The organism is Hyalangium gracile, assembly GCF_020103725.1.
GTDB classification, from domain to species: Bacteria; Myxococcota; Myxococcia; order Myxococcales; family Myxococcaceae; genus Hyalangium; species Hyalangium gracile.
The window spans coordinates 455,622-468,356 of the sequence record NZ_JAHXBG010000003.1 but is presented as its reverse complement, the minus strand read 5'-3'; the positions used below and the strand labels follow the sequence as shown (position 1 = coordinate 468,356).

General features: G+C 70.1%; 12 protein-coding genes. 8 read left to right on the top strand and 4 right to left on the bottom strand.

Annotated elements, in window-relative coordinates:
* The first annotated feature begins 156 nt into the window (after window positions 1-156).
* Both KY572_RS08595 and KY572_RS08590 read left to right on the top strand, forming a co-directional pair.
* Window positions 157-2,217 (top strand): c-type cytochrome, encoded by a 2,061-nt coding sequence (locus tag KY572_RS08595; RefSeq protein ID WP_224242038.1) that lies wholly within the window; start codon window positions 157-159, stop codon window positions 2,215-2,217.
* A gap of 102 nt (window positions 2,218-2,319) precedes the next feature.
* On the top strand, window positions 2,320-2,817 hold the full coding sequence (locus tag KY572_RS08590; RefSeq protein WP_224242037.1) for a cupin domain-containing protein: 498 nt from the start codon (window positions 2,320-2,322) through the stop codon (window positions 2,815-2,817).
* A 9-nt stretch (window positions 2,818-2,826) separates the two neighbouring features.
* On the opposite strand, the gene KY572_RS08585 is transcribed toward KY572_RS08590, so the two are convergent.
* Window positions 2,827-3,444, bottom strand: coding sequence for a hypothetical protein (locus tag KY572_RS08585; RefSeq protein ID WP_224242036.1), 618 nt, complete (start codon window positions 3,442-3,444; stop codon window positions 2,827-2,829).
* A gap of 376 nt (window positions 3,445-3,820) precedes the next feature.
* Between KY572_RS08585 and KY572_RS08580 the strand changes: the two genes are divergently transcribed.
* From KY572_RS08580 to KY572_RS08570, 3 genes are read left to right on the top strand one after another with little or no spacing between them, the layout of a single operon-like run.
* Entirely contained in the window at window positions 3,821-4,654 is an 834-nt protein-coding gene (locus KY572_RS08580) for a hypothetical protein (RefSeq protein WP_224242035.1), read from the top strand.
* Between the two features lie 35 nt (window positions 4,655-4,689).
* The gene (locus KY572_RS08575; RefSeq protein ID WP_224242034.1) at window positions 4,690-5,697 is read left to right on the top strand and encodes an NAD(P)H-dependent glycerol-3-phosphate dehydrogenase; all 1,008 of its coding nucleotides are present in this window, start codon (window positions 4,690-4,692) and stop codon (window positions 5,695-5,697) included.
* Window positions 5,698-5,747: 50 nt separating this feature from the next.
* On the top strand, window positions 5,748-7,769 hold the full coding sequence (locus KY572_RS08570) for a PAS domain S-box protein (protein WP_224242033.1): 2,022 nt from the start codon (window positions 5,748-5,750) through the stop codon (window positions 7,767-7,769).
* Between the two features lie 12 nt (window positions 7,770-7,781).
* Here the strand turns inward: KY572_RS08570 and KY572_RS08565 are convergent, their stop codons facing one another.
* Complete coding sequence (locus KY572_RS08565; protein WP_224242032.1) at window positions 7,782-8,252, bottom strand: hypothetical protein; 471 nt, start codon at window positions 8,250-8,252, stop codon at window positions 7,782-7,784.
* Between the two features lie 97 nt (window positions 8,253-8,349).
* Between KY572_RS08565 and KY572_RS08560 the strand changes: the two genes are divergently transcribed.
* The 3 genes from KY572_RS08560 (at window position 8,350) to KY572_RS08550 (ending at window position 11,388) form a co-directional block, all read left to right on the top strand.
* Window positions 8,350-9,144, top strand: coding sequence for an SAM hydrolase/SAM-dependent halogenase family protein (locus KY572_RS08560; RefSeq protein ID WP_224242031.1), 795 nt, complete (start codon window positions 8,350-8,352; stop codon window positions 9,142-9,144).
* Entirely contained in the window at window positions 9,141-9,647 is a 507-nt protein-coding gene (locus KY572_RS08555; RefSeq protein WP_224242030.1) for a GNAT family N-acetyltransferase, read from the top strand. Before KY572_RS08560 ends, KY572_RS08555 begins: the two co-directional genes overlap by 4 nt.
* Before the next feature lie 67 nt (window positions 9,648-9,714).
* Window positions 9,715-11,388: an amidase gene (locus KY572_RS08550; protein WP_224242029.1), complete on the top strand. Its 1,674-nt coding sequence runs from the start codon at window positions 9,715-9,717 to the stop codon at window positions 11,386-11,388.
* Window position 11,389: 1 nt separating this feature from the next.
* Here the strand turns inward: KY572_RS08550 and KY572_RS08545 are convergent, their stop codons facing one another.
* Both KY572_RS08545 and KY572_RS08540 read right to left on the bottom strand, forming a co-directional pair.
* Window positions 11,390-11,770 (bottom strand): hypothetical protein, encoded by a 381-nt coding sequence (locus KY572_RS08545; protein ID WP_224242028.1) that lies wholly within the window; start codon window positions 11,768-11,770, stop codon window positions 11,390-11,392.
* Between the two features lie 201 nt (window positions 11,771-11,971).
* Window positions 11,972-12,709, bottom strand: a complete 738-nt coding sequence (locus tag KY572_RS08540) for an SDR family oxidoreductase (protein WP_224242027.1) — start codon at window positions 12,707-12,709, stop codon at window positions 11,972-11,974.
* Window positions 12,710-12,735 lie beyond the last annotated feature (26 nt).

Below are 12,735 nucleotides of genomic sequence, written 5' to 3'. Positions count from 1 at the left end.
TTCGACTTTCCGTCTCCTTTGATGGCAGCATGAGCCGGTTGCCAGAAGGGAGCAGCCGGGCCGGATGCTTCCTTCCACGGGTATGCGCGGCGGAGCCCTCGAGACATCCAGGGCCGGGGTGGGACGGGCAAGGTCGCGCCGAGGAGGAGACTCCCCATGAAGAAGAAGATCCTTGCCGCGGCGGTCGTGGCCGTCCTCGGACTGACTGCCTGCGAGCAGAAGCCGTCCGCCACGTACACGCCCTCGTCGGGCTCGCTGGCGCTGAGCCGGGATGATGCGTTCCTCTACGCGGTGGACGCCGACAACGGCATCCTCTCGGTGGTGGACACCGCCTCGCATGTGAAGGTGGCGGAGGTGAAGGTGGGCCGCGGCCCCGAGCGCGTCACGGTGGGCCCGGACGACACCGTCTACGTCGCCAACCGCGGCAGCCGCAGCGTGTCCGTCATCCGCCGCGGCGAGTGGACGGAGGCGGCGCGCCTGGACGTGGGCGTGGAGCCCATGGGCATGGGCCTGTCGGCCGATGGCCAGACGCTCTACGTGGTGAACTCCACCATGCTGGAGACCACGGAGCAGGGCTCGCTGGTCGCCTTCGACACCGGCACGCTGAAGCGGCTGTGGGAGATCCCCGTGGGGGACGAGCCGCGCGGCCTGGCGCTGCTGGAGAACGACAAGGCGCTCATCACCCTGCACCGCAAGGGTGACGTGGTGCAGGTGGACCTGTCCAACCGCGACCGGCCCAAGCTGCTGAAGGCGGGCACGGACGTCTACAAGAAGGCCAACGCCAGCAAGATTCGCACGGAGGAGGACAGGGGCGGGTTCGACCCCGGCTTCTCCGGCATGGTCTCGTTCCACCCGCGCGGCACCACGGACATCATCGTGTCGCCGGATGGAGACCGCGCCTACGCGGCCACGCTGTGGGCCCGCGAGACGTCCCTCACGCCGGGCACCAACCCGAATGATCCGGGCCCGACGCCGGACCCTGAGCCGATCCCGCAGCCGCAGCCGCCTCCGGGCAGCGGCGGCCTGTATGGCGGCGGTGGCCCGTGCGGCACGGGCGCCATTGCCTCCCCGGGCGTCATCACCCTGGAGGCGGACTCCGCGGATCCGCTGGTGGATGACCTCAACGGCGGCGGCTGCGGTGGTGGCGGCGACGACAAGGACTACCCGCCGAGCACCATCACCAGCCCGGACCCCACGCACCCCATCCAGGGCCCCATCGCCACGGTGGTGGACCCGACGGGCGCGTGGCTCTTCATGGTGAACCGCGAGACGAACAACGTCGCGGTGATGCCCACCAACCGCCGCTCGGGCTCGGACCTGCACGTGAACACCTTCCCGTCCAGCGCGGTGCGCCAGCTGGTGCGCGTGGGCGCCGGCCCCAACGGCATCGCCCTGACGCGCGATGGGAAGAAGGCCTACGTGTACAACTCCTTCGACCACACGCTCACCACGCTGGTGGGCAGTGGCACGAGCCACTCGCTGAACATCCGCGAGGAGGGCCCGCGGCTGAAGCTGGCCGAGGATGTGATGTCGCCGGAGCAGGCGATGGGCCGCAAGCTGTTCTTCTCGGCCATCGACTCGCGCATGACGGCCAACAACGTGGGCGCCTCGTGCGCCACGTGCCACCACGACGGCCGCGATGACGGCCACACGTGGGGCTTCCCGGATGGCCCGCGCCAGACGCCCACCATCGCCGGCCGCATGATCACCAAGACGGCGCCGTTCCACTGGAGCGGTGAGTTCCCCTCGCTGCGCGACTTCCTGGACGTGACGGTGCGCCAGCGCATGGGCGGCGGCGTGGTGGACGCGCAGATGGCCACCCAGCTGGCGGCCTTCATGGACGTGATGCCCTCGCCGGACAACCCGTACAAGCGCGACGAGCTGACGGACGCGCAGCGCCGCGGCTCCGAGGCCTTCCTCAAGGCCCAGTGCAACGAGTGCCACGCGGGCGAGGCGCTCACCAACAACAAGCAGGCCAACGTGGGCACCTTCGTCGTCAGCGGCGAGGTGCAGGACAACGCGGCCGTGCGCAAGGCGGGCCTCAACACCCCGTCGCTACTCGGCCTGGCCCGCAGCGCGCCGTACCTGCATGACGGCAGCGCGGATACGCTCAAGGAGCGCCTGCTGAAGACGCGCTTCAATGATCAGCACGGGAAGACGTCGCACCTGAGCGATCAGGAGCTGGACGACCTGGTCGAGTTCCTGCGCGTGCTGTAGCCGCGAACTGGCCGGGGAGGGTGCCGCGGGGCATCCTGCGCCCTCCTCACACGTGGGCGCACCGGGAGACGCCGGTGCGCCTCGCCAGGCCAGGAGCGTGTCATGACGTCCAAGCAGGAAGCCCCTCGCAAGCCTCTGCTCTTCCGCGCCGCGGATCACTCGAAGGTGCCGGAGCAGTCCCAGTCCCACCCGCTCAATCCGAACTCGCTGGTGCGCGGCATCTCGCTGAGCGAGCAGGTGGGCCTGGAGCGGGTGGGGCTCCACCTGCTGAAGGTGGCTCCCGGCAAGGAGTCCTTCATCTTCCACTCGCACCACTCGGAGGAGGAGTTCCTCTACATCCTCTCCGGGCGGGGCATCGCGGAGATTGGCGACGAGAGCTTCGAGGTGGGGCCCGGCGACTTCATGGGCTTCCCCACGCCCTCGGTGGCCCACCACCTGCGCAACCCGTTCCAGGAGGATCTCGTCTACCTCTCCGGGGGCGAGCGCCGCGCGGTGGAGGTCGCGGACTTCCCGCGCATCGGCAAGCGCCTGGTGCGCTTCGGCATGAAGGCGGCCGTCTACGACTTGGACGGCGCGGTGATCTCGTTCGACGAGGGGTAGGCGCCCGTCTCAGGGCGTGCCCGCGTCCTCGGTGGCGGGAGGCGGCACGCCTGCGTCCTCGGTGGAGGGAGGCGGCACGCCCGCGTCCTGCGCGCGAGCCGCGGCGAGTGACGAGGCGGTGAGGGCGAGCAGGGCGGTGCGCATCAGGTCCACGGCGCGCTCCGGCCCGTTGCCCATCCAGGTGACGACGAGCGTGCAGGGCGTGTCATCGTCCCACGCCACCACCTGCAGCATGCCGGGGATGGGAGTGCGGCGGGCGGCGGCGCGGCCCAGCGCGGGCACCTCCACGCCGCCGGCATTCAGGGTTGGCGCGAGCAGCTCGCGCACGTCCGCGGAGGGAGCTCTCGGCGTGCAGTTGTAGGCCAGCGACACGGTGGTGCCGGGCTCCGCGTCGGAGCGGAAGGTGCACAGCGGGCCGCAGTTGGCGCAGGCGCGCTCTTCCTTCACGCTGAAGCCGGGCAGCGACAGCTCACGCAGGTCCGCGGGCAGCAACGAGTCGCAGGGGATGAGCTCGCCGGCGGAGGCCGTCACGGGCGGGCCGGCATCCACGGGCGCGGCAGGCGCGCGCTCCCGGCATGCGCTCAGCGCCAGTGCCACCACCAGTCCCACGCCCCGTCCGACCCTCATCCCGTCTCGCTCCTCCCGCAGCCACTGCGGCAGGGCGCGGATGGTAGACCGGCTCGGGCCCGTTGGGGTCACGTCATGACGGGTGGGCCGCTTCCGAGGACGGGCAGGAGTTCATGGCCAACGGGGCGGCAGTTCCCGCCGGGTGGGAGGGGGTCGACTACTAACTGGTTAGTAGTCGGGGGGTGGGAGGGGGTCGACTACTAACTGGTTAGTAGTCGACCCCGCTTTTTAACTGGCCAGCAGCGGGCTCACTGTAACCGGACCGCTCAGCTGGAACCGCAGGCGCCAGTCCCGCGTGCTTGCATCTCCTCCACCAAGTTGGCACGTCAACTACCTGAAACTCCTCAAACTCCTTAGACTGCGCGGGTCTCTGCCCATGCGCGCCTTCCTCCTCCCATCCTTGCTCGTCGTCGGCCTGGGGCTTCCGGCCCAGGCCCAGGCCCCCTCGGAGGCGCCGCCTCCTCCCGCGCCCGACGAGTCCTGGCTGAACTACCCGGGGCCCGAGGCCCCCGCGCCGCCGCCGGACGCGCTGCCGCCGCCGCTGCTGCCCTCGAGAGACGCGCCTCATGTGGTGTCGACGAGGAGGCAGGTTCCCGAGGAGCCGCTCAAGCCCAACCGGGTGAGCCTCTACGGCGGCCGTCTGCTGGAGCCGGGCAAGGTTGGGGTGGGCGCGGTGCTGGGCTTCCCGCTGGCCTCGGTGAAGGCCTCCCTGGGCGTGCTGCCCCGGCTGGACGTGGGGCTCGGCGCGGACAGCCTGTACGGCATCATGAACGAGGTGCGTGCCTACGTGCGCGTCGGGCTGGTGTCGGGAGAGGACGCGCACCTGGCCCTCTCCGTGGAGGGCGGCCGGGCCTTCTTCCTCAACTCGCCGAGCCAGGAGGAGTTCGGGGCGCGCTACTTCACGGGGCGGCGCAACTGGAACCTGGCGCCGGGGCTCATGGGCTCGCTGCAGCTGGGCAGGCGCTCTCGCGGCTTCTTGGATGTGCGCTACCTCATCGCCTTCGACACGCAGCCCTTCCAGAGGGATCCGCTCGGCGGCATTCCCCAGGGCGTGCAGGTGTCCGGCAACCTCACGTTCCGGGGAGGGCTCGAGGTGCCCTTCTCCGAGAAGACGTCCTACGTGGTCATGGTCGGCGGCAACATCCAGGGCCGCGAGGAGGACGCCTCCTTCATGCCGACGGTGGGCATCGGCCTGGTGACCGGCTTCTGAGGCGCTCCGAGCCCTCTCTCCTCCCGAGGCATTCCATGCGTAGCAGTGTCATCGGCTCTGGTTCGTTCGGTACGGCGCTCGCCAACACCCTGGCGGTGAACTGCGAGCAGGTGCGTCTCTGGGGAAGGGACGCCGCGCTCGCCGAGGCCATCAACACCCGCCACGAGAACTCCACCTACCTGCCGGGCATCCCGCTCTCCTCGCGGGTGCGCGCCACGCTGGAGCTGAGCGAGGCGCTCGAGGGCGCGGAGCTGGTGGTGCTGGCCACGCCCAGCCACGCCACGCGGGACATCGTCTCGCGGGCCATTCCGCACCTGCCGCGCCATGTGCCGCTCGTCACGGTGGCCAAGGGCATCGAGAACGAGTCCCTGCTGACGATGACGGAGCTCCTGGAGGACTGCCTGCCGGAGGAGTTCCACCCCTACATCGCCGTGCTCTCGGGGCCCAGCTTCGCCCGGGAGCTGGCGCAGCGCAGCCCCACGGTGGTGACGATCGCCTCGCACTGGGAGAAGGTGGCGGCGCGGTGCCGGAAGGCGCTGCAGACGGAGACGTTCCGCTCCTACACCTCGAACGACGTGGTGGGGGTGCAGTACGGCGGGGCGCTGAAGAACGTGATCGCCATCGCGGCGGGCATCGCGGACGGGCTGGGCATGGGGCACAACGCGCGCGCGGCCATCATCACCCGGGGCCTGGCGGAGATCACCCGCCTGGCGGTGCGCAAGGGCGGCAACCCGCTGACGCTCTCGGGGCTGTCGGGCATGGGAGACCTGGTGCTCACGTGCACCGGCGAGCTGAGCCGCAACCGGCGAGTGGGCATGGAGCTGGGCAAGGGCCGGCAGCTCGCGGACGTGCTCGCGGAGATGAAGCAGGTGGCGGAAGGGGTGAAGACGGCGAAGAGCGCGAGGGATCTGGCGCTCAAGACGGGCGTGGAGCTGCCCATCTGCCAGCAGGTGTACGCGATTGCCTACGAGGGCAAGAGCGCGAAGGCGGCGGTGGTGGAGTTGATGACGCGTCAGCCGAAGTCCGAGCTGAGCGGCGGCTGAACCTTTCTGTGGCGGGGCGGGCTGGCCCGCACCCCGGTGATGGCATCCTCATGTCCGAGAGTCCTTCCAAGCTCCCGGGGGCCGTGTCTCCCACGTGGACGTTCTCCGCGCTCGATCTCACGGAGAACTCGCCCATCGCCATCATCGAGTGGGATCCGAACATGCGGGTGCGCTACTGGAACCCGCGCGCCGAGGAGATGTTCGGCTGGACGGAGGAGGAGGTGCTCGGCGGCTACCCCGGCGGTGGTGGCCGGCCCTTCGTCTACGAGGATGACAACGATCTGGCCGTGCAGGCGGTGCGCCGGCTGCTGACGGGGCAGGAGCCCTGGAACTTCTGCCGCAACCGGAACTACCGCCGGGACGGCTCGGTCATCCTGTGCGACTGGTACAGCTACACGCTGCGGGATGCCAGGGGGCAGCTGCTCTGCATCCTCTCGCAGATCGTCGACGTGACCGAGCGGGAGCGGACGCTGCTCCGGCTGGAGGAGAGCGAGCGGCGCTTCAAGGCCACCTTCGAGCAGGCGGCGGTGGGCATCGCGCACGTGAGCGTGGACGGGCGCTGCCTGCGCGCCAACCTGCGGCTGTGCGAGATCCTCGGCTACACGCCCGAGGAGATGCTGGAGCAGACGTTCCTCAGCGTCACCCACCCGGATGACGTGGCGCAGGACCTGGAGCAGGTGCGCTGGCTGCTGCGGGGCACGGCGCCCATGTTCGCCGTCGAGAAGCGCTACCTGCGCAAGACGGGCGAGGAGGTGTGGTGCAACCTCACGGTGTCGCTGGTGCGCAGGCCGGACGGCACGCCGGACTACTTCATCAGCGTCATCGAGGACATCTCCCGGCGGCACCGCGCGGAGCTGGAGCGGGATGCGCTGCTGGCGCGCGAGCACCAGGCTCGCACGGAGGCGGAGGAGCTGGTGCGCAGGCGCTCCTCGGAGCTCGCGGCGACGCGCAGCGCGCTGGTGCAGGCCGAGCGGCTGGCCACCGCGGGGCAGCTCGCGGCGGGCGTGGGCCACGAGATCAACAACCCGCTGGCCTACGTGCTGGCCAACGTGATGTACGCGGTGGAGGAGCTGGCCCAGCTCAAGGCCCCCACGCCGGAAGTGGACATGGAGGAGATCCAGCGGGCGCTGGTGCAGGCGCAGCTGGGCGCCGAGCGCATCCGGGACATCGTCCGGGACTTGCGCATCTTCGCCCGGGGCGATCCGGAGGCCATCGGCCCGGTGGACGTGCAGGCGGCGCTGGAGTTCTCCATCGCCATGGCGGCGCATGAGATCCGCCAGCGGGCGCAGCTCGTGCGGCGGTACGAGCCGGTGCCGCTCGTCCAGGCGAACGAGTCCCGCCTGGGGCAGGTGTTCCTCAACCTGCTGCTCAACGCGGCGCAGGCCACGCCCGAGGGCGCGGTGGAGGAGCACCAGGTGACGGTGACGGCGCGCCCGGGGCGGGAGGGCTGGGTGCTGGTGGAGGTGAGCGACACGGGCAAGGGGATCGCCGCCGAGCACCTGCCGCACATCTTCGAGCCGTTCTTCACCACCAAGCCAGTGGGGGTGGGCACGGGGCTGGGGCTCTCGGTGTGCCACGGCATCGTGACGGGGCTGGGAGGCAGCATCGAGGTGGAGAGCGAGCCGGGCCAGGGGACCACGTTCCGGGTGCTGCTGCCGGTGGGGGCGCCGTCGGCGCGGGTGCTCCCGGCGGGGAAGTCGGCGGAGCCACGGAGCGTCACCTCGCGGCGGGTGCTGGTGATCGACGACGATCCGGAGGTCCGGCTGGCGCTCTCGCGCATCATCGGCTCGCCGCACGTCGTCGAGCTGGCGGAGACGGCGCGCGACGCGAAGGAGCGGCTGTTGACGCGGCGCGAGGACTACGACGTCGTCTTCTGTGACTTGATGATGCCGGACGTCACCGGCATGGACCTGCACGACGCGCTCTCGGAGCAGCGGCCGGAGTTTTTGGGGCGCATGGTGTACATGACGGCGGGGACGTTCACGCCGCGAGCCACCGAGTTCCTGGAGCGGGTGGCCGAGCGGCGGGTGGACAAGCCGTTCGATCCGGTGCGCGTCCGCTCGTTCCTGTAGCGGGGGCGGGCGCTAGTAGCGCTTGTCCTTCTTCTCGGGGCCGACGCCGCGCACGCGCCACATCATCATCTGGTTGGAGCTCATGTACGAGTTGACCATGCCCTCCTGCTGCATCTGCTCCAGCAGGCGCACCGTCTTGAGGCGATCCAGCCCGATGGCGCGGGCGATCATGTCACCGGGCAGTCCGCTGATGTTCCTGCGCAGCTCGTTGACGATGGCGCGCTTGAACTCGTTCTTCGAGAGGCCGTCCATGTCCTGGCTCTTCCAGGCCTGGAAGATGCCGGCCACGAGGATGAGCAGGGTGATGACGGCCAGCCCCGGGTAGACGATGTGGCTGTTCTGCTCCAGCAGATCGAAGTACTTGGGCGCCATCGACGAGGCGGGCTTGACGTACTTGGGCGTGTCGTCATGGCCGGGCATCCCTTCGGGGAGCCCGTCGATCTGGACGAGGTGGAGCAGGAGGCTGAGGAGCAGCGTGAGCACGGTAGGGCCAATCTAGAAAATCCGAGGGTTTCCCCGCAACCCTCCCTGAAGGAAGGCGTCGCCTGGCGGGCAGGTGCGGTAGCCTGGGCGGCGGACCATGCCTCTCGTCAGCCTGCTCACCGACTTTGGCGCCGCCGACACCTATGTGGGGCAGATGAAGGCGGCCATCCTCCGCATCGCGCCGGGTACCACCCTGGTGGATTTGACGCATGCGGTGCCGGCCCAGGATGTGCGCGCGGGAGCCTTCCTGCTCTGGACGGCGGTGGAGGCCTTCACCCCGGGCTCGCTGCACCTGGCCGTCGTGGACCCGGGGGTGGGCTCCCGTCGCCGAGCGGTGGCGGTGCGCTCCCGGAGAGGGGATGTGCTGGTGGGGCCGGACAACGGGCTGCTGCTGCCGGCGCTCGAGCAGCTCGGGGGCATGGACGCCGCGGTGGAGCTCACGGAGTCCGCCTACTGGGGGCCGCTGCGCTCGAGCACCTTCCACGGAAGGGATCTCTTCGCGCCGGTGGTGGGACACCTGGCGACGGGTGTGCCCCTGGAGCGGCTGGGACGCCCGCTGGAGCGGCTGGAGGCGCCGTTCCGTATGCCGGTACCCATGGAGGAGGACGGTCTGCCGGTGGGCGAGGTGGTCCACGTGGATGCGTACGGCAACCTGATCACCAACCTGCCAGGCGCGCAGCTGCCGGCTCGCTTCCGGGTGCGCGTGGGGCTGACGGTGGTGGAGGGGGCGCCGCATCCGCACTACCAGGCGGTGGCGCCGGGGGAGCTGCTGGCGCTGGTGGGCAGCGCGGGGCTGCTGGAGGTCTCCGCGCGGGATGGCAGTGCGGCCTCGGTGCTGGGGGCTGAGCGGGGAGAGCGAGTGCGCATCGAGCCCGAGGAGGGGGCGTCATGAAGGTCTTCGAGACGGAGCGGCTGGTCGTCCGCAGGTTCGTGCTGGAGGACGCGCCCTTCATCCTCGGGCTGCTCAACGAGCCCTCGTGGCTGCGGTTCATCGGGGATCGAGGCGTGCGGAACCTGGAGGACGCTCGCCGCTACCTGGAGACCGTGCCCCTGACTCAGTACGCCCGTCATGGCTTCGGTCTGTACAGGGTCGAGCTGAAGGACGGCACGCCCATCGGGATGAGTGGCCTGCTCCGGCGCGACACGCTGCCGGATGTCGACATCGGCTTCGCGTTGTTCCCGCGCTACTGGGGCAGCGGCTACGCGTGGGAGGTGGCGTCTGCCATGCTGGCGTACGGCAGGGACACGCTGAAGCTGCCTCGCATCGCCGCGATCGTCGACCCTACGAATCAGAGCTCGATCAAGCTGCTGAAGAAGCTGGGCATGACGTTCGAGCGGAAGGTACGGCTTTCAGCGGAGAGCGCGGAGCTCGATTTCTTCGCCGTTCAGTTCTGAGTCGGAGCGCCAGCCCGGGGCTGCCGCGGTGTGCCTGGAGAGGGCCGGAGCGGTAGGCTGCGGCCTCATGACCTACCAGCGGAATCCGGTGAAGGCGCCCCGTGTCTCGGGCCTGGCACTCAAGGCGTTCGTCAACACCCTCGAGAGTGGCATCGGGTCGGTGGTGCTGGAGAAGCTGGTGAAGGACAGCGGCATCGAGCACTGGCGCGAGCTGTCCGCGGGAGATGCCCCACCCATCCAGTACCCCCTGCCGCACGGAGCGCCCGCCGCCGAGCTCCAGCCACCGCACGAGCAGGCCGCGCGCGCCATCGCCGCGTCGCCAGTGCAGTCGGAGCGTGAGACGGTGGCCGCCTACGCGCGGGCCTACCGCGAGGGCGGAGTGGAGCCCGTCACGGTGATGCGGCGGGTCCACGAGGCCATCGAGCGGCTGGACAGCGGAGCGCAGCGCCTGGGCCTCTTCGTCGCGCGTAAGCCCGAGGAGGTGCTGCGGGCAGCGGAGGCCGCGGGCGAGCGGCTGCGTGCGGGCAGGCCGCTGAGCGTGCTCGACGGTGTGCCGGTGGTTCTGAAGGACGAGGTGGACGTTGCGGGCTTCCCCACGACGCTGGGCACGAAGTTCCGGAACCAGGTGGCCACGGCGGACTCGACGGTGGCCGCGCGGCTCAAGGCGGCGGGAGCCATCATCCTGGGCAAGGCGAACATGAACGAGATTGGCATCAACCCCATCGGGTTGAACCCGCACCACGGCGCCGCGCGCAACCCGTGGAACCGGGGCCACATGACGGGCGGCAGCTCGAGCGCGTCGGGGGCGGTGGTGGCCGCGGGGCTGTGCCCGGTGAGCATTGGAGCGGACGGTGGCGGCTCCATCCGGATTCCGGCGGCGCTGTGCGGCATCGTCGGGCTCAAGGCGACGTGGGGGCGCATCCCGGAGACGGGCGTGCCGCCGCTGTGCTGGAACGTGGGGCACGTGGGGCCGATGGGGCTCACCGTCGATGATGTCGCCGCGATGTACGCCCTGCTAGCCGGGCCGGATGGGAAGGATGTCGTGGCGCAGAGCCAGCCGACGCACCACCTGTCGGGCTACGAGAACGCGGGGCTGGCGGGAGTGCGGCTCGGCATCTGCTGGCCGTACTTCGAGGACGCGGATGCGGACGTGGTGGCGCGCTGCAAGGAGGCGGTGAAGGTGCTGACGGATGCGGGCGCCACGGTGGTGGAGATTCCGCCGCCGGACCTGAACACGGTGCTGTGGACGCACAGCTGCATCATCCTGAGCGAGATGGCGTCGTCCATGCTGCAGCAGCTGCGGGAGCGCGCCTCGGACTTCGGGCTCGACTCGCGGACGAACCTGGCCATCGGCCGGCACTTCCGGGCGACGGACCTGGTGCACGCGCTGCGGCACCGGCACCGGCTGACGCGCGAGCTGCTGGCGCAGCTGGCGGACGTGGACGTCATCGTCACGCCGACGACGGCCACCACGGCGCCGGCCATTCCCGAGGAGACGCTGCCGGCAGGAGAGTCGAACCTGCCGGTGGTGGACGCGCTGATGCGGTTCATCCGGCTGGCCAACCTGACGGGCTGCCCGGCGCTGAGCGTCCCGGCGGGCTTCGACAAGGCGGGCCTGCCGGTGGGGCTCCACCTCATGGGGCGGCCGTACGAGGAGCACCTGCTGTTGCGCCTGGGGCGCGTGGTGGAGCGCACCACGGAGCACCGCACGCCGCCTTCACACGTGCGCGTCCTGCGCTGAATCAGTGCTCGCGGAAGGTCCAGTTGGGGTTGCCGGGAACTTTCGGGCCCCAGCCGCCGGTGATGGTGTGCGTGGGATCGTCCGGCCAGCGCCCATGGGGGGACTTCTTCGGGACGATCCCCGCCACCTTGGCACTGAACTCGGTGTCGTCCATGTCGAGCTGTCCCTCCCACCCTTTGACGAAGCAGTGGCCGAGCACATAGCCGGTGTCCGTGTAGTGCACGTCGATCACGATATGCGCGGGGGCCTCGGCCAGGCTTGGGTTCTTCCAGAACAAGGCATAGCAGCCATCGTCCTGCCTTCGGAGCACCTGGTCCGGTTTGGGGATGCCAGCCAGCCAGCTCTTGATGGCCGTGCGTCCGTCTATGTCGTCGATCTTCACGTTCCCGCGCCTCCTGAGCCGGAGAGTGGCCCTCTCCTGAGAGGCAACGACGAGCCGGTTGTGACGGGCCGGCCTGGAGCCCTGCTTCTTGGCGGGGCTGCGAGGACCCTGCAGCCCCTTCCGCTGCCCGTCTATCCTGGCAGGGAGGCAGCCCTCGGGTGGGAGGCCCGTTCGAGCGGGCCTCGCTGCCAGCCTGGCGGCTCAGTAAGGGCTCGCGGTGGGCCGCACGATGATCTCGCTGACATCGACGTCAGCGGGCTGATCGATGGCGAAGGCGATGGTCCGGGCGACGGCCTCGGCGGGGATGGAGATCCGCCGGAAGTCCTTCATCGTCTTCTGGGCGAGCGGATCGGTGATGCTCTCGGCGAGCTCCGACTCGGTGACGCCCGGTGAGATGACCGTCACGCGGATGTCGCCGCCGACCTCCTGGCGCAGGCCCTCGGAGATGGCCATGACGGCGAACTTGGTGGCGCAGTACACGGCGGCCGTGGGCGAGACGGCGTGGCCGCCGATGGACGAGAGGTTGATGAACTGGCCGCTCCGCTGCTTCTTCATCAGCGGGAGGGCCGCGGCGATGCCATGGAGCACGCCCCGGATGTTCACGTCGATCATCCGGTTCCACTCGTCGACCTTGAGCGCCTCCAGCATGGACAGGGGCATGACGCCCGCGTTGTTGATGACGACGTCCACGCGGCCGAAGGCGCCGAGCGCGAACTCGACGAACGCCTCCATGTCCTCGCGACGCGTGACATCCAGCTGCCGGTAGCGGGCCGAGCCCCCCTCGGCGGTGATGGCCTTGGTGAGCGCCTCGAGCTTGTCGGTGCGCCGGGCGCCGAGCACCACGTGAGCGCCGCTCCGGGCGAGCAGGCGGGCAGTGGCCTCGCCAATGCCGCTGCTGGCCCCGGTGATGACAACGACCTTTCCCTTGATTCCGGACATGGTGTTCCTCGCGGTTTCGAGTCCGT

What these genes read in the sequence shown, in the direction of transcription:
- KY572_RS08590 (WP_224242037.1), top strand. Translation starts at nt 2,320, where the DNA reads ATGACGTCCAAGCAGGAAGCCCCTCGCAAGCCTCTGCTCTTCCGCGCC.
- KY572_RS08540 (WP_224242027.1), bottom strand. Translation starts at nt 12,709, where the DNA reads ATGTCCGGAATCAAGGGAAAGGTCGTTGTCATCACCGGGGCCAGCAGC.
- KY572_RS08570 (WP_224242033.1), top strand. Translation starts at nt 5,748, where the DNA reads ATGTCCGAGAGTCCTTCCAAGCTCCCGGGGGCCGTGTCTCCCACGTGG.
- KY572_RS08550 (WP_224242029.1), top strand. Translation starts at nt 9,715, where the DNA reads ATGACCTACCAGCGGAATCCGGTGAAGGCGCCCCGTGTCTCGGGCCTG.
- KY572_RS08580 (WP_224242035.1), top strand. Translation starts at nt 3,821, where the DNA reads ATGCGCGCCTTCCTCCTCCCATCCTTGCTCGTCGTCGGCCTGGGGCTT.
- KY572_RS08575 (WP_224242034.1), top strand. Translation starts at nt 4,690, where the DNA reads ATGCGTAGCAGTGTCATCGGCTCTGGTTCGTTCGGTACGGCGCTCGCC.
- KY572_RS08560 (WP_224242031.1), top strand. Translation starts at nt 8,350, where the DNA reads ATGCCTCTCGTCAGCCTGCTCACCGACTTTGGCGCCGCCGACACCTAT.
- KY572_RS08555 (WP_224242030.1), top strand. Translation starts at nt 9,141, where the DNA reads ATGAAGGTCTTCGAGACGGAGCGGCTGGTCGTCCGCAGGTTCGTGCTG.
- KY572_RS08595 (WP_224242038.1), top strand. Translation starts at nt 157, where the DNA reads ATGAAGAAGAAGATCCTTGCCGCGGCGGTCGTGGCCGTCCTCGGACTG.
- KY572_RS08585 (WP_224242036.1), bottom strand. Translation starts at nt 3,444, where the DNA reads ATGAGGGTCGGACGGGGCGTGGGACTGGTGGTGGCACTGGCGCTGAGC.